The sequence below is a fragment of the Gluconobacter cerinus genome (assembly GCF_025961355.1).
GTDB classification, from domain to species: Bacteria; Pseudomonadota; Alphaproteobacteria; order Acetobacterales; family Acetobacteraceae; genus Gluconobacter; species Gluconobacter cerinus.
This window is the reverse complement of record NZ_JAOQNM010000001.1, coordinates 589,529-613,377: the sequence shown is the minus strand read 5'-3', so window position 1 is coordinate 613,377 and position 23,849 is coordinate 589,529. Positions and strand designations below refer to the sequence as shown.

At 55.1% G+C, this 23,849-nt stretch carries 22 protein-coding genes and 1 tRNA gene; 11 read left to right on the top strand and 12 right to left on the bottom strand.

Features of this window, described 5'->3' with window-relative positions; all coding sequences use genetic code 11:
* Nucleotides 1-26 precede the first annotated feature (26 nt).
* The gene (locus M2305_RS02820) at nt 27-563 is read left to right on the top strand and encodes a DUF6624 domain-containing protein (protein WP_264648520.1); all 537 of its coding nucleotides are present in this window, start codon (nt 27-29) and stop codon (nt 561-563) included.
* Nucleotides 564-617: 54 nt separating this feature from the next.
* Here M2305_RS02820 and M2305_RS02815 read toward each other — a convergent pair whose 3' ends face one another.
* The gene (locus M2305_RS02815; RefSeq protein ID WP_211496597.1) at nt 618-1,187 is read right to left on the bottom strand and encodes an NADPH-dependent FMN reductase; all 570 of its coding nucleotides are present in this window, start codon (nt 1,185-1,187) and stop codon (nt 618-620) included.
* 77 nt (nt 1,188-1,264) lie between these two features.
* The gene (gene fdhA, locus M2305_RS02810; RefSeq protein WP_264648519.1) at nt 1,265-2,458 is read right to left on the bottom strand and encodes a formaldehyde dehydrogenase, glutathione-independent; all 1,194 of its coding nucleotides are present in this window, start codon (nt 2,456-2,458) and stop codon (nt 1,265-1,267) included.
* 315 nt (nt 2,459-2,773) lie between these two features.
* On the opposite strand from fdhA, the gene M2305_RS02805 reads away from it, so the two are divergent.
* Nucleotides 2,774-3,586, top strand: coding sequence for a mechanosensitive ion channel family protein (locus tag M2305_RS02805; protein ID WP_211500028.1), 813 nt, complete (start codon nt 2,774-2,776; stop codon nt 3,584-3,586).
* A gap of 278 nt (nt 3,587-3,864) precedes the next feature.
* Here M2305_RS02805 and M2305_RS02800 read toward each other — a convergent pair whose 3' ends face one another.
* From M2305_RS02800 to M2305_RS02780, 5 genes are all read right to left on the bottom strand, one after another.
* On the bottom strand, nt 3,865-4,845 hold the full coding sequence (locus tag M2305_RS02800; RefSeq protein WP_264648518.1) for a GNAT family N-acetyltransferase: 981 nt from the start codon (nt 4,843-4,845) through the stop codon (nt 3,865-3,867).
* A gap of 298 nt (nt 4,846-5,143) precedes the next feature.
* On the bottom strand, nt 5,144-5,521 hold the full coding sequence (locus M2305_RS02795) for a DUF3164 family protein (protein ID WP_264648517.1): 378 nt from the start codon (nt 5,519-5,521) through the stop codon (nt 5,144-5,146).
* Between the two features lie 217 nt (nt 5,522-5,738).
* Nucleotides 5,739-5,873: a hypothetical protein gene (locus M2305_RS02790; RefSeq protein WP_264648516.1), complete on the bottom strand. Its 135-nt coding sequence runs from the start codon at nt 5,871-5,873 to the stop codon at nt 5,739-5,741.
* Between the two features lie 44 nt (nt 5,874-5,917).
* Entirely contained in the window at nt 5,918-6,067 is a 150-nt protein-coding gene (locus M2305_RS02785) for a hypothetical protein (RefSeq protein ID WP_264648515.1), read from the bottom strand.
* Nucleotides 6,068-6,188: 121 nt separating this feature from the next.
* Nucleotides 6,189-6,368 carry a hypothetical protein gene (locus M2305_RS02780; protein ID WP_264648514.1) on the bottom strand — a complete coding sequence of 60 codons (180 nt, stop codon included), beginning with the start codon at nt 6,366-6,368 and terminating at the stop codon, nt 6,189-6,191.
* 64 nt (nt 6,369-6,432) lie between these two features.
* On the opposite strand from M2305_RS02780, the gene M2305_RS02775 reads away from it, so the two are divergent.
* Entirely contained in the window at nt 6,433-6,684 is a 252-nt protein-coding gene (locus tag M2305_RS02775; protein ID WP_211500030.1) for a hypothetical protein, read from the top strand.
* Between the two features lie 521 nt (nt 6,685-7,205).
* On the opposite strand, the gene M2305_RS02770 is transcribed toward M2305_RS02775, so the two are convergent.
* Together M2305_RS02770 and M2305_RS02765 are read right to left on the bottom strand one after the other, a co-directional pair.
* A tRNA-Arg gene (locus M2305_RS02770) sits at nt 7,206-7,282 on the bottom strand.
* A gap of 62 nt (nt 7,283-7,344) precedes the next feature.
* Nucleotides 7,345-8,367 (bottom strand): alpha/beta hydrolase, encoded by a 1,023-nt coding sequence (locus tag M2305_RS02765; protein WP_264648513.1) that lies wholly within the window; start codon nt 8,365-8,367, stop codon nt 7,345-7,347.
* Between the two features lie 50 nt (nt 8,368-8,417).
* On the opposite strand from M2305_RS02765, the gene polA reads away from it, so the two are divergent.
* From polA to M2305_RS02750, 3 genes are read left to right on the top strand one after another with little or no spacing between them, the layout of a single operon-like run.
* A complete protein-coding gene (polA, locus tag M2305_RS02760; protein ID WP_264648512.1) occupies nt 8,418-11,207 on the top strand; it encodes a DNA polymerase I in 2,790 nt (929 codons plus the stop codon).
* A 14-nt stretch (nt 11,208-11,221) separates the two neighbouring features.
* A complete protein-coding gene (locus M2305_RS02755; RefSeq protein ID WP_264648511.1) occupies nt 11,222-11,830 on the top strand; it encodes an SCO family protein in 609 nt (202 codons plus the stop codon).
* Entirely contained in the window at nt 11,831-13,480 is a 1,650-nt protein-coding gene (locus M2305_RS02750) for an ABC transporter substrate-binding protein (RefSeq protein WP_264648510.1), read from the top strand.
* Between the two features lie 14 nt (nt 13,481-13,494).
* Here M2305_RS02750 and M2305_RS02745 read toward each other — a convergent pair whose 3' ends face one another.
* The gene (locus tag M2305_RS02745) at nt 13,495-14,724 is read right to left on the bottom strand and encodes a hypothetical protein (RefSeq protein WP_264648509.1); all 1,230 of its coding nucleotides are present in this window, start codon (nt 14,722-14,724) and stop codon (nt 13,495-13,497) included.
* A 158-nt stretch (nt 14,725-14,882) separates the two neighbouring features.
* On the opposite strand from M2305_RS02745, the gene M2305_RS02740 reads away from it, so the two are divergent.
* Complete coding sequence (locus tag M2305_RS02740) at nt 14,883-16,280, top strand: hypothetical protein (RefSeq protein ID WP_264648508.1); 1,398 nt, start codon at nt 14,883-14,885, stop codon at nt 16,278-16,280.
* A gap of 40 nt (nt 16,281-16,320) precedes the next feature.
* Here the strand turns inward: M2305_RS02740 and purD are convergent, their stop codons facing one another.
* On the bottom strand, nt 16,321-17,550 hold the full coding sequence (gene purD / locus M2305_RS02735) for a phosphoribosylamine--glycine ligase (protein WP_264648507.1): 1,230 nt from the start codon (nt 17,548-17,550) through the stop codon (nt 16,321-16,323).
* Nucleotides 17,551-17,627: 77 nt separating this feature from the next.
* Here purD and xseA point away from each other — a divergent pair, with 77 nt between their 5' ends.
* From xseA to M2305_RS02715, 4 genes are all read left to right on the top strand, one after another.
* Nucleotides 17,628-19,124: an exodeoxyribonuclease VII large subunit gene (gene xseA, locus M2305_RS02730; protein WP_264648506.1), complete on the top strand. Its 1,497-nt coding sequence runs from the start codon at nt 17,628-17,630 to the stop codon at nt 19,122-19,124.
* 45 nt (nt 19,125-19,169) lie between these two features.
* Nucleotides 19,170-19,535: a hypothetical protein gene (locus tag M2305_RS02725; RefSeq protein WP_264648505.1), complete on the top strand. Its 366-nt coding sequence runs from the start codon at nt 19,170-19,172 to the stop codon at nt 19,533-19,535.
* Nucleotides 19,536-19,620: 85 nt separating this feature from the next.
* Nucleotides 19,621-19,974 carry a zinc ribbon domain-containing protein YjdM gene (locus tag M2305_RS02720; protein ID WP_046899740.1) on the top strand — a complete coding sequence of 118 codons (354 nt, stop codon included), beginning with the start codon at nt 19,621-19,623 and terminating at the stop codon, nt 19,972-19,974.
* Nucleotides 19,975-20,090: 116 nt separating this feature from the next.
* The gene (locus M2305_RS02715) at nt 20,091-20,942 is read left to right on the top strand and encodes an NmrA family NAD(P)-binding protein (protein ID WP_264648504.1); all 852 of its coding nucleotides are present in this window, start codon (nt 20,091-20,093) and stop codon (nt 20,940-20,942) included.
* A gap of 66 nt (nt 20,943-21,008) precedes the next feature.
* Here the strand turns inward: M2305_RS02715 and M2305_RS02710 are convergent, their stop codons facing one another.
* On the bottom strand, nt 21,009-23,783 hold the full coding sequence (locus tag M2305_RS02710) for an Rne/Rng family ribonuclease (protein ID WP_264648503.1): 2,775 nt from the start codon (nt 23,781-23,783) through the stop codon (nt 21,009-21,011).
* Nucleotides 23,784-23,849: the final 66 nt, after the last annotated feature.

The window sequence follows — 23,849 nt, the reverse complement described above, 5'->3', positions numbered from 1 at the left end:
ACGGTAAAGAACATGAATCTGAGAGATTGCTAATTCGTGGGGTAACGGATCAGACAATCCGTCGTCCTTTGATGAATGGTCTGGATCTAACAGGGGAGGGTCATCCTGCTTCAGTTCAGAAGAATGAATTTCGCACGATGTTTCTCGCAGAGCGAATGGAAGAGATTGACCACGCTAACACCCGTTGGCTCCAGCAAATTGTAGCATCCAAGGGCTGGCCCACTCTGACACAGGCTGGTTCTGTTCCCTCGAAGGCTGCGTGGTTGTTGGTGCAGCATGCTGATGACGATATTGCCTTTCAGGCTAGGGCGTTAAAGCTCATGACCCCGCTGGCAAAGAAAGGCGAAGTGAACCAATCCAATTATGCCCTGCTGACTGATCGCGTATCGATTGCCCTGACAGGGCATCAAATTTATGGATCACAAATGTCCTGTACCAAAGGACGTCTTATTCCTTTACCTATTGAGCAGCCCACTGACGTAAACCAGCGCAGACATGCGCTGGGCATTGGAACAATCGAACAGAAAATTTCCGAGATGAAAGACGAAGGCATTTGCCGGTGAGCAAAGGCTCGAAATCCAAAATTTGTTTCTGCTCATTGCGGATGCTTTAGGGGGTCATGAGTTGAGTTTTCGTGCCAGTTTTGCAAGTGCGTCAATCTGGCCTGAAATGAACTTGCAGGTTGGTTCGTCCGTCAGTTTCAGCGTTTCCGGATCTACCTTGCCTGCGACCTGACCGATCATGACTTCTGGTCGGTTGAGGACGTAAGCATCCAGAAACACCAGGCTTTGGCGCAGGTGATACTGTGCGCGTGCGCCGCCGATCATCCCGGGGGACGCCGTCTGGATGGCGACAGGTTTGCCGCTGAAAGGTTGAGGCGTTACGCGGGAGAGCCAGTCGATGGCGTTCTTCAGTACGCCGGGAATGGAATAATTATACTCCGGGGTCACGATGATGACGCCGTCTGCAGCTCGGATCTGTTCCGCCATGGCCAGAGCGGGGGGCGGAAAACCTGTGTCCTGAACATCTGCGTTGTAATGCGGAAAATCCCCGATTGATCCGAGCGGGGTAATGGAAACCCCTTCGGGCGCAAGTTCGGGTAAAGCGCGCGCAACTGCCGCGTTGAAGGAGGCTTTGCGGAGACTTCCGAGCAGGGTGACAAAATGCAGGAGCGTGTCGTTGGGCATGGACTGGTCTCCGTCGAAGAGTCGCATTTCCTGTTGTCATGACCCGAAGGGGAACAGATCATGACACAAAGCAGGAGTCAGGCTGCGTTTTTCAGCAACCCGTGAGGATCGAGAACGAACTTGCGCGGCGCGCCGTTATCGAAATCATGGTAGCCGCGTGGTGCGTCTTCCAGTGAAATCACGGTGGCGTTGACGATATCTGCGATGGGCAGGCGTCCATGCAGAATGGCCTGCATCAGTTGCCGGTTATACCTCAGAACAGGTGTTTGCCCGGTGTGGAATGACTGACTTTTGGCCCAGCCCTGACCCAGTCGGAGTGTCAGGTTGCCTTTCTGCGCCGCAGCTTCATGAGCGCCCGGATCTTCCGTCACATACAGGCCCGGAATACCGATGGCACCGGCTGGACGGGTGACTTCCATGGCCTGATTGAGAATGACTGCTGGTTGTTCCTTTCCGTCATATCCCTTGGCTTCGAAACCGACGGCATCAATGAAGCTGTCGACTTCTGGTGTTCCGATGACCTGTTCGATGAGGTCTCCAAGCCTGTCGTGGTTCTGGAGGTTGATGGGTTCAAACCCGACCGCCTTCGCGTGGGCGAGGCGCTCAGGATTGAAATCGCCGATCATGACAACAGCAGCCCCAAGAATGCGTGCCGATGCTGCTGCGGCCATACCGACTGGCCCGGCGCCCGCAATGTAGACCGTTGAACCCACACCGACTTTGGCATTGATGGCGCCATGAAAGCCAGTGGGGAGAATATCGGTCAGCATTGTGAGGTCTCTGATGCGCTCAAGGGCCTGAGCCTTGTCAGGAAAGCGCAGCAGATTGAAATCGGCATAAGGAACCATGACGTAGCGGGCCTGTCCGCCAACCCAGCCACCCATATCCACGTACCCATAGGCTCCGCCCGCGCGGCTGGAATTGACCGTCAGGCATACGCCCGTGTGCTGTTCCCGGCAGCATCGGCATCGCCCACACGCGACGTTAAAGGGAACGGAGACCAGATCGCCCTTGCGGACCATTTCGACATCGGACCCGGTTTCGATGACTTCGCCAGTAATTTCGTGACCGAGCACCAGCCCGGATGGCGCTGTTGTGCGGCCTCGGACCATATGCTGGTCGGAGCCGCAGATATTGGTGGAGACGACCTTGAGAATGACGCCGTGGTCAATTTTCCGGCCATCGGGTGTTTCCATTCTGGGGTCGTCGATCCGCTGGACTTCAACATGATTGGGGCCAAGATAAACGACCCCTCTGTTTTCGTCAGACATGGCTTCTCTCCAGGTTCGGGCAGCGGCCATCCCTTGCGGCCGGGATCGCCCGGCACGACGAAATGTTGTCGTACAAGGGCCTCAACGTTCGCCGCGTGCTCTGGAACCGTGACATAGGGCTACAGACGCGCCTCTCGCTCGAACGTGATGGGAATTCCTGTCCTTCGCCTGCGGGCACCTTCTGAGCCGGATGATTTGTGAATTAAGAGGCGACCAACTTTTCAAGCCAGACTTGAAGCCGCCCATGGAAGCCCACTACCCTGTGATCCATCTGTAGGCACGGCTGTGCCAACTGAACGAGCGACAGAGGGGTTCATGGAAAATCACGTTAATACATTGTGGGGACAGTTTTATGGCTGGCTTCCCACTCTTCTGAGTTACGTCGGGCAGCTTGTTCTGGCGATTATCGTGCTGTTGGTGGGTTGGTCCATCATCAACATGATCACGCGCGGCATGGGCCGCATGATGGCGGCCAGCAACATTGAGCCGACTCTCCGGGGATTTCTGCTCAGTGTCGTCGGGCTGCTGCTGAAGGCGCTTCTGCTGATCAGCGTTGCTTCGATGGTTGGCATTGCAACGACGTCCTTCGTCGCAGTTCTGGGCGCGGCTGGCCTGGCTGTTGGCATGGCGCTTCAGGGCAGTCTTGCCAACTTTGCGGGTGGCGTGCTGATCCTGCTGTTCCGTCCGTTCAAGGTCGGTGATTCCATTACCGCAGCGGGTAATACCGGAACGGTTGTTTCGATCGAGATGTTCCGCACCGTGCTGCAGGATGCCAGCAATGACATCGTCTATGTGCCGAACGGGACGCTCTCGAACAATGTTGTCATCAACAGCTCGCAGTCAGAGCGACTTCTGGCGTCGGTCAGTCTGCTGATTGATTACAACGACGATATCGACAAGGCTCGTGCACTGCTTCTGGGGCTGTTTGAAAATGACGCTCTGGTTCTCAAGACGCCCGCGCCATCTGTTTCGTTTCTGCCTCGTCCGGCCAATGTCGCCGTGACGCTGGGCTTCTGGTGCGCACCGGGTAACGTAACGCCGCTGGTTGCCAAGTATTCTGAAGCATCCATTCAGGCGCTGAAGAAAGAAGGCTTCCGTCTGGGTGTTACGGCCCGCACTGCCGCTTGAACCTTTTCGAGGCCTGTCCAGAATTATGCTGGGCAGGCCGCGTTATGGTCTTTGGAGCGTGTTCCATTAAGAACGCAGCGCCGTTGTTCTCCTCAGGAAAACTCACTCGGTTTAAGACGGCGATTTCTGAAGTTGGTGGTGGACCCGACGTACTAGATAAAGTTCCTAAAAACAGTTTCTTATCGGGTCAAACCATCAAATTTCTATCGTGGACAAGCAACGCGTAAAACGTTGGGTGTCAAACCTAAATCTTGATCTCGAGTGTTCATTCCCGGACTTCAGGATGCCAATTTATTTTTCCAGCTATCTCTTAGAAAAATAAGAGTTGAATTGGCAGCACGCTCCCATTGATACCGAACTGAAGATCCGATGACCTGTGGTCTGATAACGGGAGGTTGACCGAAGCTGGCAAGCATTTTTGCAGCACGAACAGATGCAAAACTATCAAAATCAAAAGTCAGGTTTTTGGACGCTGAGAGTTTCAGGGCTTCCCAGATTAGGAGCATGTTCGCGCCTGGCGTGGAAAAGGAACGGTCGCGCGCGGATTGCCAGAAATAGAGATTTTTATCGTCCCAGATCAGAACACACGAAGACACCCTCTGATTTTTCTCACTATACGCACTTAAGACGCATGTTTGATTACGTAATAAGCAAGCCTCAAAAATCTTAGTCATTCTTGGAAAATCGTGACTGTTTTTCGAGTGTGGCTGGTCAATCAAAGACATCTGGATGAAGTCTTCAATATCTGTACCCTGAACAACATCTAGTTTTTGTGCTGCTGAACGAATGAGATTTCTCGTTTTCTGATCGCATTGTTCGAGAACAACACAGGGGGAGGTATTTTTGTCGACCCGGAATGTAAAAGCATTTCTGATTTGTAACCCGGATATAGAAAATGCGAAGGCAGCCTCGTCTGACGGGTCCAGACTGATTTTCAGATGATCGTATTTTGGCAGGGCTTCTATGAGCTCAGAAACGATGTTTCTTATTTTTTGAGATCGACGAAACGCTTTTGAGGCAGGAAGAAAAAACCGAGGCCCTAAAGTACGCGTGTAGGGCGGTGGGATGATATACTTCATTCCGAAATGCGTTTTTTTGTAAAAACTGAAATCAGAAACAATTGCGCCGTTGTTTTTAATTTCAATTCTGTCGCATTGGTCATCAGTAGCCGCCGAAAGCCACCAGTTTTCATGAAAAATCGAATGCTCTGAGGGGAGAGACGACGGAGCGAACTGAAGGGGAGATGTAAGCATCTTCATACTGTGACTCGAGCTGTAGGCTCGGCACTTATTTCTCAACCCGACAAAAAGTAACAGACAGTTTCATATAAAAAATAATTATGCCAAATCTTACTTGATGGAAGAGTGCTTCATACCAACTAGAAGAAAGGTCAAAAAAAGGCGGTAAAAGCGCTGAAAGCGGGGCCGAAAGTCCCATCGCCGGCTTTGGAAGTGATCCATACGCGATTTGTTGCAGGCATTATGGGCCCATTTTCTACAGAGCTGAATTGGACCTAATGTCTCATGGGTTTCGCACCTTTTTCGCGCCTGTTTTCTCCTATCCTTCAGATGCGATATTTCTGCGCCGGGTGCCGGCGACAATCTCGAGTTGCTCGGTAATCTGGAGTTCAGGACCGACCGTGATGGTGCCAGTGATGGCGATGGTCACGAGCTCGCAGTCGTCATAGGTCGAGAGTGTCAGTTTGCCCTTCGCACCGCCTTTCTTGGCTCCATACTGTTCAGCCAGAAGGTCCAGAAAAGCCCGGATGCCGCTGTCCGCATCCTCACGAAACTGGCGCAGTTCACGAATGTCGCGGGCACGCTCGAAGAGCTTCTTGACCAGTTCGTCCGGGAGCAGGTCTTCCGGTTTCACGTTCGCACGCGGGACAAGGCGTCCAGCGGAATCCTTCATGTAATCGTCGGGATTGTGGCTCATGCCTGTTCTCGCTTGCGCTTGGCTTCAACTTCGCGGGCGCGGCGTGCCTCGGCAGCGGTCCAGATCTTCAGTCTTAGCATCCGGGCATGTCGTGCGTTCGTAGCGCTCGGCTGCGCGGGTCTGAGCGCGTTCCTAGCGGCGGATCTGACGTTCTGCCAAGCGAGGGCTATAGAGCACGCCATCCTCACCACGCAGGATGAACCGTATGAATTCGAATTCAGGCAGTACAACGCTGCAGCAGTACATCGACGTGTTCACACGCCATCTGCGCCACCTGAGCGTCATCCAGTGCGCGGCCACCAATGCGGAACACGCCGCGCTGTTCTGCAGGTAGTACCTTCAGAAACGTCATGGTCGGGATGTTGTTCCGATCAAATGTGGCAGGGATCTGGAGCGTTATTTGGAAGCTCCTGCCTTTTCCAATCCGCGAACGATTTTCAAAGCATTGTCCACTACACGACGAAGCTTCGTCAGCTCATGGCCCAGTTTGTGGGCTTCTTCGACCGTGACAATGCCGTCTGCCAAAACGCGAGTGGTCGTCTTCACGGTTTCGTTAGCCTTGTCGGCGACGTCTATCCATGATTTCGGCCACATCGCCGTGGCCAAGCTGAACCGGCGTCAGATGATAGCCCAATTCATGTGCCATCGCCTGTAGGATGAATGGTTCCTAGGCGAACTCATCCAGCACAATCGCCACGTCTACCGGGGCTGTCGTGGCGGAATTGCGGTTCTGATATTCCGAGATCCGTGCACGGCCAACGCGTGTGACTGCTGCTGCGGCATCAATGCCGCCAATCGCACGGACGGCCAGTTGCGTGGCTGTCTTGAGGGCAGGGGCATGATTCATGGCTTCACCCTCGCACTGCGATCGGCCATCTTGCGCGCCTCACTATAAAACGGAGCAAAGACACATGGCTGACGAATGGAAACTGAAGGAAGACGGAAACCTCGATATTTCGAGCGTAACGGGCTTCCGTGCGGTTGTAATTCAGGACGGCGCTGTGGTGCTTCAGGTAAAAGCTGCCACATCCCCTGAACACTATCCGGCTGGTGATAAACTTGAACAGTTCTCGCTTTCGCCTCAGACGGCGGCTGAACTAGGACGCGATCTGCTCGACGCTGCGCAGGTGCTTCTCCAAAAGCCTGAAAGCGAGATGCACTAAGGATTACAAGCAGGACTGCATCTTGCTGACGGTGGCATGAGCGGAGCTTACCCTTGAGGGTATGCAGAATGCTCATGTCGAACCTTCATATAGATCTGGTCGTAGCTTTTTGGGGTGGCATACCTGTTATTTTGGCTATTGCCAGAACTCGTCTTGGTGGAGTTTTCCACGAGTACACAGACGGTGGTTTTGCTGTTTTTATACGGCGCAGCGTCGCTCGATGTCCGCGAACACCTTCTACAATCAGTTTATTAACTGGTGCTCTCAGGTGCGGCCTTTGTCCGGATGCAATCCGCATGGTCTTCGCAAGGCGCAGGCCCGGAGGCTGGCTGTACAATGCACCAGATCGTCGCCATCACAGGGCTTGGGAGTTTGGCCGAAGTAGCGCGCTATACGCGGGCCGCCGAGCCGGTTGAATTGGCACGTTCGGCAATGTCAAGGTTGAGGCGAAATGCCAAACCTGTCTTCGAAAGTGTCAAACCTGCCGAAAACTGGCGGGAAATAGCGATTTCTGAGATTTGTGGTGGACCCGACGCGATTCGAACGCGTGACCTTTGCCTTCGGAGGGCAACGCTCTATCCAGCTGAGCTACGGGTCCGTCGGGTTTCCAATAGACGGTTCAGGATAGGCTTGCCAAGCCCTTAGTAGAATTTTGTTTGTTCAAGGTTGCGCGGTGGCTTTCCAGAGAGCTGCCGCCACGTCTCCGCCAGATGGGAGGGCGCTTTCGGGCGTCAAAATCCATGAGGTGACGTCCTGTGCTGTCATCCGTTTATCCCGGCTCATCAAGTGGTGGGCCGTCGGAAATTCATCCAGTCGTACTGAGCCGGAAAGGCGTTGCAACAGACGTGCTGTGTAAGGCGGAAGAACGAACTGGTCCCGACCACCGAAAATCATAAGCATGGGTGTTCTGACTCGTGGTGCGTCGTCAAAAGCTGCTGCCATGAGGTGGGTCAGGCCAAAAAGCGGATGAATGGTTGAACTATGCTGGGTCAGCGGGTCAAAATACATGCGTCGCAGGGCACGGATGTTATCGCTCGCCACGCGTTCTCCGGGAACGGCTGATCCATCCAGTTTCCAGTGGGGCGCGACTGTATCGATACCATCCAGAACGGCCTGCCAGGGCTCACCGAGCTTCATGATGGCTGGTGCGAGAAGAATGGTTCCGGACAGTTCTGGTGGCGGCTCGGTCGCAAGGAGCAGGGCGACGGCTCCACCCATGCTCTCGCCCATGACATAAAGAGGCACGTTGGGATAACGCCTGCGGAGCCACGTAAGCTCTTCCCGCGTGTCCTGAACCATGCGCGCCGTCTTGCTCCAGCCACCTGCGTCCTGTGTGGCGCCGAACCCGCGCTGGTCTGGGGCGACGATTTCGATGCCGGCCGCGCTCAGGGGCGGTGCAAAGAATTCCCACGCATCCCGGCTGTCTCCAAAGCCATGAAGGGCCAGAACAACGGCCTTCAATGGGTGTATTGCGGGATAAATTCTTAAAGGAATGCGAGCGCCATCGGACATGCTGAGCGTCACATCCGGGGGGATGAGGGCTGTTTCTTTCGCTGTCGGATGCAGGTCGGGCATTGGCCGGTGCGTGCAGGCACCAAGAAGCAGCGTGCAGGCCGTAAAGCAGGCCACGGTGCAGGAAAGACGCCACAGGCGGTTTGAAACGGATGGGAATGAGCCTATCATCGCGAAGATTTTAGAACGTCCGGCCCTTCCGGGCGAGAAGGGAGATATTCGTGCCGTCTGAAACGCCTCATCTGGTTCTGGTTGACGGGTCTGGGTTCATTTTCCGTGCATTCCATGCCCTCCCGCCTATGAGCAGCCCGGACGGCGTGCCGGTCAATGCGGTTTATGGCTTCACGAATATGCTGACACGCCTCCTGCGCGATCATGTCGGCACGCATCTGGCCGTCATTTTCGATGCTGGTCGTCAGACGTTCCGCAACGAGATTTATCCTCAATACAAGGCGCATCGTCCAGAACCGCCAGAAGACCTGCGCCCGCAGTTTGGTCTGATCCGGGATGCGACGGCGGCGTTCAATGTGCCTTCGATCGAACTGGCGGGCTGGGAAGCGGACGATCTGATCGCGAGCTATGCCAAGGCTGTTGTGGAGCAGGGCGGGCGATGCACGATCATCTCGTCGGATAAGGATCTGATGCAGTTGATCTGTCCTGGCGTGGAGCTGATGGACCCGATGAAGCAGAAGCCGATTCGGGAAGCTGAGGTTGAGGCCAAGTTCGGTGTGCGGCCAGATCAGGTTGTCGATGTTCAGGCCCTGATGGGGGACTCTACCGATAACGTGCCGGGGGTGCCGGGCATCGGCGCGAAGGGCGCAGCCCAGCTCATTAATGAATATGGGACGCTGGAAAAGGTTCTGGATGCTGCGGAGGGCATGAAAGCCTCCAAGCGCCGCCAGAACCTGATTGAATTTGCGGATGCCGCCCGGATGTCCCGCAAGCTAGTTTTGCTGGCGGATGATGTGCCATTGCCCCAGCCGATTGAGGAACTGGGGTGCCGTGAGCCGGTTCAAGAAACGCTCCGGGACTGGCTCGACACGATGGGCTTCCATTCCACGATCCAGCGTATGGGTTTGGGGTTGGCGGCAAAGCCAAGGCCCACGCCTCGTCCCAAGGCAGCGCCAGCGGAGGGTGAAGCACCGACCGTGACGCTCTCTGAAGCGTCTTATGGACCATACGAGACAGTTACGGATTTCGAGACGCTGGATCGGTGGATTGCCGAGGCGCGAACGGCTGGGGTCGTCGCCGTTGATACGGAGACGGACAGCCTCAATGCCCGTCAGGCCAATATGGTCGGGTTGTCGCTCTCTGTCGCGTCGGGCAAGGCCTGCTACGTGCCGTTCCTGCATGAGGGCAAGCGGGACCTGTTGCAGGATGGGCCGGACGATCAGCCGACAGATCGGCAGCTTGATCGTGCTGCAACGCTGGAGCGTCTTGCCCCGCTGATGCGGGATGCGTCGGTTCTGAAAATCTTCCAGAACGCCAAATATGATCTGACGGTGTTCCGCAAGGCTGGACTGCCTGAAATAACGCCGATCGACGATACGATGCTTATTTCCTATGCGCAGTCTGCGGGTGAGCACGGGCAGGGTATGGATGAGCTCTCCCAGCTTCATCTGGGGCATACGCCGATCACTTATGATTCTGTAACGGGAACGGGGCGTAAGCGCATTCCGTTCGCTGAAGTGCCGCTGGATCAGGCGACAGCGTATGCGGCGGAAGATGCCGATGTCACGCTGCGGCTGTGGCAGGTTCTGCGTCCTCAGTTACGTCTTCGTCAGTCACTGGCTCTGTATGAGGAAATCGAGCGGCCTCTGATTGAAGTTCTGACGGATATGGAAGACGTCGGCATCAAGGTGGATGCCGTCGAACTGCGGCGTATGTCGGCCGATTTTGAAACGCGTATGGCAGTGATAGAGAAGGATATTCACGAGCAGGTTGGGCGCAGTTTCAATGTTGGTTCTCCCAAGCAGCTTGGTGAGATCCTGTTCGATGAAATGGAGCTTCCGGGTGGGAAGCGGACCAAAAGCGGCTCTTGGGGGACGGATTCCTCTGTCCTTGAGGGACTGGCGGAGCAGGGACATGACCTGCCGCAGAAAATCCTGTCATGGCGTCAGTTAGCCAAGCTGAAATCCACTTATGCCGATGCGCTGGTTGAGCAGATGGATCAGGGGACGCAGCGCGTTCACACGTCCTTCCAGATGGCCATTACGACCACTGGGCGTCTGTCTTCCAATGAGCCTAACCTTCAGAACATTCCGATCCGTACGGAAGAAGGCGCGCTGATCCGTAAGGCTTTCGTGGCGGCTCCGGGGCATGTTCTGGTGTCTGCGGATTACAGCCAGATCGAACTGCGACTTCTGGCCCATGTGGCGAAGATCGAGCCTTTGCTGGAGGCGTTCCATCTTGGGCAGGACATTCATGCCCGCACGGCCTCCGAAGTGTTTGGTATTCCCATTGAAGGCATGGACCCGCTGACCCGTCGCCGGGCCAAGGCCATCAACTTCGGCATTATTTACGGGATTTCAGCGTTCGGTCTGGGGCGTCAACTTCAGATTTCGCCGGGTGAAGCACGCTCTTATATTGATGCGTATTTTGCCCGCTATCCCGGTATTCGCGCCTATATGGACCGCACCAAGGAAGAGGCAAAAGAGCATGGCTATGTTCTGACGCCGTTTGGTCGCCGCTGTTATGTGCCGGGCATCAAGGACAAGAACGGCGCTCGCCGTTCCTATGCCGAACGTCAGGCGATCAACGCGCCACTTCAGGGCGGTGCCGCTGACATCATCAAGCGCGCCATGGTCCGTCTGGCGAGGAAGCTTCCTGAGACGGGCCTGAAAGCGCAGATGCTGCTTCAGGTGCATGATGAACTGCTCTTCGAAGTTCAGGAGCAGGATGCGCAGGCATTGGCGGATTTCGTCCGTCAGGAAATGGGAAGTGCCGCAAAGCTGGACGTGGCACTTGAGGTTGAAACCGGTATTGGCCCGAGCTGGGCTGACGCACACTGAGAGACTGAACGACCATGGAAACCCAACACGAACGCCGCAAGCGGATCAGCAATCGCATCATCTGGGGGGTACTGGCAGTTGCGGCAGTTCTGGCCGGGGTCGGCTTCCAGTTGGCCTCTCACGGTGGACCGGGGCTGCTGGTACAGTCTAACGGAAATGAAGTGGGCGGTAGCTTCCGTCTTGATTCCCTTGGAGAAAGCACGGTCACGGAAGGAGACTTCCACGGGACCTGGGTTCTGGTGTGGTTCTTTGACACCAACTGCCCGGAAGATCGCTGCCAGCCGGTGCTGAAAAGCATGGAGCAGGCGTATCAGGCCCTTCATGCAGAAGGCGTCCGTGTCTCTCCGCTTGCGGTGTCTCTGGACCCGTTTGATGAAAACGAAGCCCTCAGAAACTATGTAATTCCGGTTGCTCCCCATGTGATGCCGTTCACGGGTACGCCGAACATGATCAAGGCCATGACGGCTGAGTATCATGCTCCGGATCAGAAAGAGGGTGACCATTACGTTCCGGCCCCGCGGATCGTTATCATGGATCCAAGTGCCCGTTATGCTGGCACGATCGATGCGACTGGCGATGCAGATGCGTTGATTGCCCGCCTTCGTCAGCTGTCAAAGCGCTAAATGGCAATGCGTGTCCCGGCCTTTCTCCTCGCTCTTTCACTTGGCGTGGCCGGGGCGGCGTTTGCTCAGGAGCAGACGCCTCCAGACTGGAACGGGCAGACGCTGGGCAGCCCGCACCGGGGTGGAACGCTTCGGCTCACCGCGGATGGTCCCGGCGGGACGTTAGACCCGCAGGTTAATTACGGCACGCAGTACATGCAGGTGTTCGTCAATATGTACGATCCTCTGCTGACGTTTAGAGAGGCGCGTGGCCCTACCGGGCTGGAGGTCGTTCCCGATCTTGCGGACGCCATGCCGACTATCAGCCCTGATGGGCTGACATGGACACTCCATTTACGGTCCGGTCTGAAGTTTTCGGATGGATCGCCGGTTCGTGTTGAAGACGTGGTTGCGTCTTTTCGTCGGATCTATCGGGTCGGCAGCCCGACGGCCGCGTCATTCTACGGTGGGGTTGTCGGTGCGAAAGAGTGCCTGGATGCGCCGGACCACTGCACGTTGCCGGGTGTGGAAGGGCATTCAGACGGAACAATCGTATTCCATCTAGCTCATCCGGATGGAGAGTTTCTCTATAAGCTTGCGTTCCCTCACGCAGTTATTCTGCCTGTGTCAGTGTCTGTGCACGATGTGGGGAATGAGACCGTGCCGGGCACAGGGCCTTATCGGATCACGCATTACGATCCCGAGCATGGCATTGTGCTGGAACGAAACTCCTACTTTCATGTCTGGAACCCACAGGCCCAGACAGACGGATTTGCTGACCGGATCGAGTATAATTTTGGTCTCTCTGACGAGGCGCAGATTACTGCGGTCGAGCAGGGCCAATATGACTGGATGCTCGATGCCAAGCCCTCTGACCGATTGGGTGAGCTCGGCGCGAAATACACCTCACAGGTTCATATAGAGCCGCTGCTGGGGCTGTATTATCTGGCCATGAATGTGCATGAAAAGCCGTTCACAGATCAGCGGGTTCGTCAGGCTGTCAGTATGGCTGTGAACCGGCATGCCATGACGATTTTGTTCGGTGGTGGCGCGATTTCCGAACCCCTCTGCCAGATGGTCCCACACGGCATTCCAGGTGCTGATCTTGGCCTTTCATGCCCACAGGACCTGCAGAGAGCCAGAAAGCTTGTGCGTGAGGCCGGTGAAGAGGGGGCGACCGTAACGCTGGTGGTTCCCAACCGGGCCGTTGAGCTTGGGATGGGAACATATCTGCGAAATATACTTCAGCAGATCGGTTTCAAGGCACAACTCCGTCCCATAACAGCTGGACTGGCAGAGTCCTACGAACAGAATACAGCCAACCATGTGCAGATTAGTCTGTCTTACTGGTTTGCAGATTATCCCTCAGCATCGACGTTTCTCGATGATCTGTTTGGATGCGATAATTACCATCCGAATTCAGCCATTTCTCCGAACTTTACCGGCTTTTGTGACCAGCATGTTCAGTCTCTTTTTGAGCGCGCCAAAACCCAGACAGATCCAGCTTTAGCAGCACCGATCTGGCAGGACGCTGGCCATGAGATCATGAGGCAAATGCCCGGGGCCCCCATGATCCAGATGAAGACAATCGACTTTGTGTCAAAGAGGCTTGGGAATTACTACTCGACGCTTCTCAGCCACATGCTGTTCTCTCACGTCTGGGTAAAATAAGGCCGCGTGTCGGATTAAGTCTGCTGATATTGCAGGACGCAGAATTTTTCCCAGTCCATGACATGAGAGACGGGCGCAACTGTTCCGTCCGGACGCGCAGAGAGGTGCCCGTTTTCGGTGTGGACCGAGAAGCAGAAACCATCCTGCTGGATCTTGCAAGCTAATGGGATAAGGCCTGCGGGTGTAAAGGCGTAAAGATCATCGTCATTCAGGATGACTGGTGCGCCACGCTCGGGAATATGATGCTTGGTTTGCAGGAAAGCTTGTTCGGCAATGTCGTAACACAGCAACTCACCGGTCCAGGCCAGGACATATGAAGGGGTGAAAACCTGACGGTAATTTCCCCCGAGTTGACGAAATAGCTGTGTCGCCTCCGTAGAATGACCAGCACGGGCAAGATCAGCAGCCAGAGGACGCATGTCAGCGTCATGATGGCGCATGAAATGATCGAGGATCTCCCGATTGGCGGGATGGTCAGAGGTTAGTAAGCGAAAAACCCAGAGTGGACTTTTTCTCTGAGCATATCGAAGAATTTTGAAAATATTTTCAGGGGCATTTCTGCGAGTGCGCGCCGCAATACGGCGGATAGCGGCGGGATTGTCTAGGTTGCTCACGAGTTTTTGGAAAATCTTCGTGCCCTTGAGACGTGCCGTCACCATGTGGCCTGCGTGACAGACGGGAACAGAAAACGCAGGGGTCTTCTGTTGTATAAGTTTTACCTCTTCAGCGTCGGGTTTTTCATACGGGTCAAAGAAAACATAAATTTTTCCATGAGTGTCTTCGGTCTGAATGCCCATGGATTTGAGTATTGGTTGGAAAAAATTCTGGAAGTGGGAGTGATGATTGACTTCGCTTTTATCAATGCTCCATTGCGGGGCCATGGAAATAACATAGTCAAAATTAAATAGTCTGGAATATTTAATAACAGCATAGGCTCCCATGGATACGCCGTATCCCAGAAGAGAAATATCCTGTGTGTGCAAAGTTTGCTTTCTGATCTGGATCCAGTGAAGAGCTGCGCTAAACGCTTGCAGATAATCTCCGTCTCTGTACCAGCAGTCATGCTTGGCAATAATTCCTACCCAAGGAAGATCGAGTTTTTTTGCAAGTGAATATCCAAAGAATGTACCGTCGTGTCTTTCGGGAGCGCCTACGCCGGTAAAGCTGGTAACAATAATATTTTTTTCGTCAGTACCTTCCAATGCACGAACAATGTAATGATCGCCCTCATATATTGTGCTCATAAAGGTTCTTCTTCGCAGGTGTGCAGGAAGGCTCGAAAATTAATGCCGAACCATGGCGCGTGATAGATTAAATTGAATTCGGATCATATATTCACAAATTTTCAGCCATGTTAAGGGATAGGCATGAGATGACCGTCCGAGAGAAAGAATAAATTATCATGGGAAAAAAGACCGCTGTTCTCTTCAAGTGCCATAACTGGGATGCAGTCATCCAGCGGTCTTACGAGCGCTGCAAAAAACATTCTAACAAATCAGATTTTTATATACTTTATGATAATTCAAGGGGAACAGTAGAAATCCCCGAGCATATACAGGAAGTCGAAAATATATTTCTGGCTCCTTATTCCGAAGTGGAAAGCCTTGGGCTCGCTTGGGGTACGGAAATAGGAAATTATGGTGGATATTGGTATAATGGAGATTACCACCAAAACCTTTTCATTTTAAATCATAACGAGTACGATTATATATGTTCCATTGAAAATGATGTCGCGGTTTTAAATGATCTCGACAGCATCTTCGATGATATGGCAGCGAGAAATATTGACGCCGTCTATAAGCATGTTGAAGCTGAAAATCATGCATGGGCTCATTCTGGTAGTTGTGAGGGATATTACGATCTCTCTCAACATGTCCATAAAGGGTTATTCTGTATCTCGTTCTTTTCGAGAAGGGCAGCCTTGCTTATTCTGAAGAGACGGTTGGAAATGTCATTTCTTAAGAGGGAAGAAGGCCTGCTGACGTGGCCAATCGGCGAAGCCGTCATGTCGCATGAAGTTATCAGTGCAGGTATGAGAACAGAAGAACTCGCGCATTACTGCGATAGTTTGAGGCAGTATGATTGGGCACCTGTTTATCTTGAAAAAGAGATTGTTAATGGAGCAGAAAAAACGTTTATTCATCCGGTTACGGAAATGAATGAAAAGTTTATCGTTTCAAACCTCGTTCAAGATTACCATTGCATGATTTCGGAAGAAGAGATCAGTAATGGCCTTTCGCGACATAGAGCTCGTAAGATTAATGATCTTGAGGTCTACTCACGACTGTTCCATTGCCCTCGTATCTACAATAATCCCGTTCTGCGTGAGGATGTTGTTGAGGATGCGCGTGAGCTTCTCACGGGGATTGATTTCGATCTGGCGTCCGAAGGAATGTCGCCAGATTTAACTCAGGCTCTTACCCAGGTTTACTCTGAGTTTCCCGAAAGAGTTTTCGCATCTCTTCCAAGTTACGAACGAAGCCACTCAATGTTCTTCGATCACGGGGTAGCATTGCCGATTTCGCTCGGGGGGAGTGGGGCATACACTCTTATCTTGGCTGCGCGTGATCCTGATTTAACATCCCATTTTGATGTTAAGGGAAAGGACGTAGCATCCAGCTTCGAAGTCATGCCCGTCAGCTTTCTGCTGCAAAAAGGCGAACTCCGTTTTTACGCGGTAAATTTCCCTGCAGAATGCACCGAATTCGTGGTGGAGCAGAAAGGCCCGCATGGGTTCTGGTTGAATTTTATGAAAATTCTTCCAACAACCGATGCACTGCGAGCCCTTTCTACATCCTGATGCGCGAAGACACAGAAAGCCTGTTTCTTGAGCAGGCTTTCTAGAGGCCGATATCGGTCCGGAAGATCTTGTCTTCCCATTGAATGGCTGAGGCACCCTCATAGGCAAGGCGGCGTGCTTCTTCCGGGGTGCTTGCTTTGGCACAAACGGTCAGGACGCGGCCGCCATCAGCGACGAGCACTCCATCGACCAGTTTTGTGCCGGCATGGAAAACTGACACGCCCGGAACAGCTTCAGCGCGTTCGATACCTGTGATGCGCCCTCCCTTCTTTGGAGCATCCGGATAGCCGTTGGCGGCCAGCACCAGAGAAATTGAAGCCTCATCAGAAAATTCGGCAGCGGCATGTTCAAGATTGCCATCAGCAAGCGCTGCAAGAATGGGGAGCAGGTCGGACTTCAGGCGGATCAACAATGCCTGTGCTTCAGGGTCCCCGAACCGGACGTTATATTCAATCAGTTTTGGACCTTCGCTGGTCAGCATCAGCCCTGCAAAGATCACACCGCGGAAAGGCGTTCCCTGGCGAACCATTTCTGCCAGCATCGGGCGAACGCTGAGATCAAGGGCTTTTTCCTGAGCTGCTCGGTCAAAAGCTGGCGGCGGAGAAATAGCGCCCATGCCACCTGTATTGGGGCCTGTATCGCCGTCTCCGAGGCGTTTATGGTCTCGTGCGGCACCGATCAGAACGGCTTTTTCGTCAGAGCAGAATGCGAAGAGGGAGACTTCTTCGCCCACAAGGCATTCTTCAATCACAAGCGGCATGCCCAGCTTGCGAATGGCATCCTCTGCCTCGTCTAAGCTCAACGCTACGACGACGCCTTTACCGGCGGCTAGTCCATCTGCTTTCACCACGATCGGTGCGCCGCGTCGGCGCACAAATTCAAGGGCAGGAGCTTCTTCTTCAAAGCGCTCCCATTTTGCAGTTGGAATGGCTGCGGCGTCTGCCACTTCTTTGGTGAAGGCTTTGCTACCCTCCAGCAGAGCTGCCGCCCTGGTCGGGCCAGCACATGGAATGCCAGCGTCCGCACAGGCATCAGCAAGGCCTGCGACCAAAGGGGCTTCAGGTCCGGGGACGATCAGATCAATTTTCTGCTCTTTTGCGAAGGCAACAAGACCGGCGACGTCATCAACCTTGAGGGGAACTAAGGTGGCCAAAGACGCGATGCCAGGATTGCCAGGCGCCGCATAAAGGGCCGTAAGACTGGGCGAGCGCGCCAGACATGTTGCCAGGGCGTGTTCGCGCCCTCCGGAACCGACCAGCAAAACGCGCATTCCGCTCTCCCTTTTTCATCTGCGGGTCCCTGAGATCAGGGCTTCGTCTGACGGCGTGCGTAGCATAGACTGGCGCCATGATGGAGAGTGATGCCGCGTCTGCACGCGGGAATGTGCCGCAATATTCAGTTTCCGAGATTTCCGGAGCCATCAAGCGCACGCTTGAGACCGGATTCGGGCGTGTTCGTGTGCGTGGTGAGGTGACGGAACTCAAGCGTTACCCGTCGGGGCATATCTATCTGTCCCTGAAGGATGAGGGCGGAAAGATCTCCGGCGTCATCTGGCGTGGAACGGTGTCCCGGCTTGGCATGGCGCCCGAGAACGGTAATGAAGTCATCGCGACGGGGAAGGTCTCGTCCTACGGCGAGCGCTCCAGTTATCAGCTCATCATTGATCGAATGGAATTCGCAGGCGAAGGGGCTCTGCTCGCCAATATTGAGCGCCTGCGTCGCAGACTGCTTGAGGAAGGACTGTTCGAAGCCGATCTCAAGAAGCCCATCCCGTTTCTGCCATCGCTTGTCGGTGTCGTGACGTCACGGTCCGGGGCGGTTCTTCATGATATTCGTACGACCATTGAACGTCGCTTTCCCCGGGATGTGTTGTTGTGGCCTGTTGCCGTGCAGGGAGAGGGGGCTGCAGGCCAGATCGCTGCGGCCATTGACGGTATGGCACAAAGGGCTCGTCGCCCGGATGTTCTGATTGTCGCTCGTGGTGGTGGCTCTCTTGAAGATCTTATGGCCTTCAATGATGAGCGTGTTTTGCGTGCCGTTGCGGCTTGTCCCATCCCGGTTATTTCGGCTGTCGGACACGAGACAGACACCACACTGATAGATCTTGTCTCAGACCGTCGTGCATCGACGCCAACGGCTGCGGCAGAAATGGCTGTGCCCTTGCGCTCTGAACTGGTTGCGGATCTGGCACATCGGACGGCCCGTCTCGCAGGCGGTTTGAGCCGCATCATGCAGACATCCCGGGCAAGGCTGGAGCAGGCTACATCGCGACTGCCAGATCTGCCGTCTCTTCTTGAGACTGCACGCATGCGTTTGGATGACCGGAGCAAGCGCCTTGATCTTGCTCTTCCAGCCTTTGTCATGCGCGCAAGAAGCCGTCTGGATGCTCCGGTGCGGCAACTGCCATCCCCGGAACTGATTGTCAGCCGGGCGAGGGCCGCCCTGACGGCGCCCTCAAGGCAGCTTCCGTCAGCACGTTTAATGATCGAACGGCGACAGAGCGCTCTTCGTGCGTCAGAGACCGCTCTTGTCACGGCATGGCAGCGCGCGTCCCAACGGTTCCACCTTCGGGTAGAACGACAGAGACTGTCTCCTGAGACTCTTAATAGCGCCATCAGGCTTCAGAAAGCGCGTCTTGATGGGTTGGGAAGTCATCTGGAAGCGGTCTCCCCGAGGGCGATCCTCAGCCGGGGATATGTGCTCGTCCACGATAGCAAGGGGCGCCCCGTGACCCATTCCGACGCGGAACCTTTGAACGGACGTGTGGTTCTGTCTTTCGCTGACGGCCAACGTGGGGCAAAACTCGATACCCTTCTTACGTCCCAGGCCGATCTGGGTCTTTAATGGTGAAGTGTCCGGGCGTGGCCCGGTTTGTGATCCGGAGTTCACATGCGTTCGTTCTGGTTGAGCCTTGTTGTCCTGCCTCTTCTGGCAGCTTGTGCGGAGCAGCCTTCCGCCCCATCTTCCAGCGCGGCCGTGCAGGCTCCCGCCCAGAAGATTCCTCCGCAGGATTTTGCTCCGGGATTAGCCGAAGACGCTCCGACGGATGGTCATAAGGTGCTTCTGAATGACCCGTCTGCGGCGTCAAATACGCCGCTTTGCGGGACAGCGCAGCGTGAAGCCAATCTGGCAGGATCAGCGCTTTATGCGCAGGGTTTGGCCACCACAACGTCGTCTTGCCCGCAGAATGCGTGTTTTGAACCTTTGACGGGAACGTTCATTGCGGCAAACGGCAACAAGAGCGTCTGCCGGTAAAAGTTTTCCGGGCAGATTGAGCTGGCGCATTTCCCTATCATCTTCAGTGCTTTAAAGTGGATCTCACGAAAGAGTGAGGTTTGATATGACTGATGAGCTGAAATGTCCCAAATGTGGGTCGGAGCATGTTTATCCGGATGGGACCCTATGGGTCTGTCCGGACTGCGGCAATGAATGGAACCCGGAAGAGGGCGGTCAGGCCGACGCTGGCGACGCATCTGCGGAAATCAAAGATGCCAATGGCAATGTCCTTGTAGATGGTGACAGCGTTACGGTTGTGAAGGACCTGAAGGTCAAAGGATCTTCGTTGGTTGTGAAAAGCGGCACCAAGGTGAAGAATATTCGTCTTGTTGATGCGACGGATGGGCACAATATTGCCTGTAAGATTGCAGGAATTGGGGCAATGAACCTGAAGTCTGAATTCGTAAAAAAATCCTGACGGGTTACGCCATTTATTTACATCGTGTGTGCTTTCATCAGCCTTCGTGGGGTCTCCTTACGAAGGCTGATGCAGTTCTGGGGCATACGCCTTTCGACGATACAGGAGATGCAGGCATGTATGTCATTCTTGGCGGGACAGGCCATGTCGGCCGCGCTGTTGCGCAAACTGTTCTGGCGGCTGGGCATGATGTCACGGTAGTAACCCGGCAGGTGGTTGCGGCCTCTGAACAACGCCATGACGGCGTAGATTATGCGGCAGTGGATGTGAATGACACCGATACTCTGAGGGCGCTTTTTCAGAGGGCGCAACGCGTATTCGTTCTCAATCCTCCTGCGGCAGTGTCTGGCAATACGGATGTGGAAGAACGCAAGACCGTATGCTCCATTTTGAAAGCATTGCGGGGCGTCGCTCTGGAAAAGGTCGTCGTGCAATCCACCTATGGCGCGCAGCCTGGTGAGCACTGTGGTGATCTTGGCGTTTTGTATGAGCTGGAACAGGGTGCGCAGGCCCTGAACGTTCCGGTGTGTATTGTCCGCGCAGCCTATTACATGAGCAACTGGGCAGGGGCGATAAGCGCTGCAAAAGCAACAGGAGTGCTACAGACATTTCTGCCGCCGACACAGGCGTTTCCCATGGTTGCGCCAGAAGATGTTGGAAGCCTGGCAGGTCAGTTACTGATGTCTGACGTCGAAGAGACGGGTATCCACAATATTGAGGGGCCGGAGAGCTACACGTCTTCAGATGTTGCTGCTGTCCTTTCCAGACTGGTAGGACGCGCCGTCCAAGTGCAGGTCATTCCCCAGGAGAGGTGGTATGAGGCCTATCGTGGAAATGGTTTCTCGAAAGAAGCCGCGCAGTCTTATGCGAACATGACCGGGCTCTTTGTTCATCAACATTATGACCGCCCCGCAGACCCCGTGCGGGGCTCCACAAGCCTTGAAGCTTGCCTGAAGCGTTACGCATAAACCGGGCATAAAAAAAGCCGACCGGGAAATATCCGGTCGGCTTTTTGTTGGGGTGAGAAGCGGGTGTTACCGCTTCCACCAGCCCATGCGACGCGTCACCGGTGGCAACTCGTCAATGTTGATGGGCTGTAGCGTGTTTCCATCATCCGCTGCGTCGTCGGCTTTGACAGCCTTGGTTGCGCGACGGGCGCGAGTACGCTTTGGCTTGGCGGTTGCCTCTTCCTCGGCGACAGGAGCTGAGGTTTCCGGAGCCATTGCTTCCACAACAACGTCGTCTGCCTTGGCTTCTGTAGCCTTGGTCGTGCGACGGGTGCGTGGGCGCTTTGGCTTTGCCGGAGCTTCCTCTTCCGTCGGAGCAGTCAGAGCAGCCACGACGACTTCTTCTGCCGCTACCGGTGCCGCAGCTTCAGCCTTCAGAGCCTTGGTGCTGCGGCGGCCTCTGGTGCGCTTTGGCTTTTCCTGTTCTGCAGCAATCGGCTCGGCAGCGATCTCGGCAACGTCAACTACCGGAGCGCTCTCGACAGAAAGGCGGGCAGGGGTTGCTGTAGATGTCTGAAGCGGGCGGGAAGCCTGCTCCATTTCAGCCTGTTCGATCACATCGAAAATATCGAAGCTTCCACCGAACGGATCAGCCGGCGTCGGGCCTGCATATCCACGCGAAACAGGCTGGCGTTCTTCCCGGCGGCGCTGGGAAGGCTGCTGAACCGGAGCGTGGCGTGCTGGCTTAGGTGCTTCTTCCTGAACTGACACCTTTTCCTGCACCGGGGCTTCCGCTGCGACTTCGTCTTCCTTCTGAACACGCTTGAAGCGCGTCCGGCGACGACCCGGGATAAGACCGACTTCTTCGGTTTCATCGTCAGACCGGTGGACGGAAGGCTGTTCGCCGTTTGGTTCGGCAGCATTGCCCTGAACGGTCTCGTTCTCGCCGTTCTGATCACGACGACCACGACGACGACGGCGGCGACGACGACGGTTGCCGTTGTTGCCCTCTTCCTCGTCACCCGTGTTGACTTCGACGTCTTCACTCCGGGCAGGCAGCTCAGCCCGTGCTTCAACCGCGGCGGCCTGAGGAACGACAGGTGCCTCGTCCTCAATGATTTCGATCGTGCGGACGTTGTGAGGTGCAGCAATCTGTGCCGGTACTGGCTCTGGTGCCGGTGCAGCCGTCTGCGGACGGATACGCTCGATACGCATGTCTGCTGCGGGCAGATCTTCTTCCGTGCGGAAAATCACGCGCATGCGGTGACGCTGCTCAATGTCAGACAGCCAGTCGCGCTTGTTGTTCAGAATGTAGAGGGCAATGTCCGATCCGATGTGAACATCGATTTCGGCGGCACGCTGGCGAGTGCCTTCTTCATCGATGGCACGCAGCACATGAAGAGCGGAGCTTTCCGTACCGCGAATGAAGCCAGTGCCCTGACAGTGCGGGCAAGGCGTCAGCAGTGATTCAGCGATGGACGGACGCAGGCGCTGGCGGGACATTTCGAGTAGACCGAAATGAGAGATATGTCCGACCTGAATGCGCGCGCGATCTGTACGCAGGGATTCCTTAAGGCGCTTCTCAACCTGAGCGTTATGGCGACGGCTTTCCATGTCGATAAAGTCAATGACGACAAGGCCGGCCAGATCACGCAGGCGCAGCTGGCGCGCAACTTCTTCAGCAGCTTCAAGGTTCGTGCGGAGTGCCGTTTCCTCAATGTTGCGCTGGGACGTGGATTTACCGGAGTTCACGTCAATGGCGACAAGCGCTTCCGTCTGGTTGATGACCAGATAGCCACCAGACTTCAGGCGTGCGGTCGGGGAGAACATCGCATCCAGATGCCCTTCGACGTTGTAACGCGCGAAGAGGCTCTGCCCACGGTTCTGCCAGAGCTTCACCTTGCCAGCATTGTGCGGCATCAGCAGACGCATGAACTCACGCGCACTTCTCCACGCAGATTCACCGTCGACCATGATGTCTTCGATGTCTTTGGAGAACAGGTCGCGAATGGCGCGCTTGATGAGGCTCGCTTCCTCGTAAACCAGTGTTGGGGCAACGGAAGACAGGGCGTGTGAGCGAATGTCGTCCCAGAGCTGAAGCAGGTATTCACAGTCGCGGATGATTTCCGGTCCTGGACGTCCTGCACCTGCTGTCCGGACGATCATGGCCATCGTCTTGGGCAGGTTCAGCTCTGCAATGATGTCGCGCAGACGGCGACGATCCGTGTCAGACGTAATCTTGCGGGAGACACCACCGCCACGCAGGGCGTTCGGCATCAGGACGCAATAACGGCCAGCGAGAGAGACGTAGGTGGTGAGGGCCGCGCCCTTGTTGCCACGCTCTTCCTTCACGACCTGAACGAGCAGGACCTGACGGCGGCGAATGACTTCCTGAATCTTGTAGTTGCGCAGGAAACGGGCGGTACGACGCGAAGCCGCGCTTTCCTCACCCGTGTCATGCTCACCACCGACGGTCTCCGGTGCGCGACGATCCTGGTTGTCGTTCTCGTCCGTTTCTTCAGAAGCGGGCTCTTCCTCACTGTCCGGCAGTTCGGCGCGCTGCTCAGACGCAACCTCTTCTTCCTGGATGGCCAGAAGCTTCTCGCGATCTGCGACGGGGATCTGGAAGTAATCCGGGTGAATTTCGCTGAAGGCGAGGAAGCCGTGACGGTTTCCGCCGTATTCTACGAAAGCGGCCTGAAGGCTCGGCTCAACACGGATGACTTTGGCAAGGTAGATGTTGCCCTTGAGCTGTTTCTTGGACGATGTCTCGACGTCGTAATCTTCAACGCGGTCACCGTCCATGACCACAACACGCGTTTCTTCCGCGTGTGTGGTGTCGATAAGCATACGCTTGGTCATGGAAAACTGAACTCCACGATGCTCCAGTGTGGCGCTTTGGGCCAGAGGGAACACCTGATTGTACGG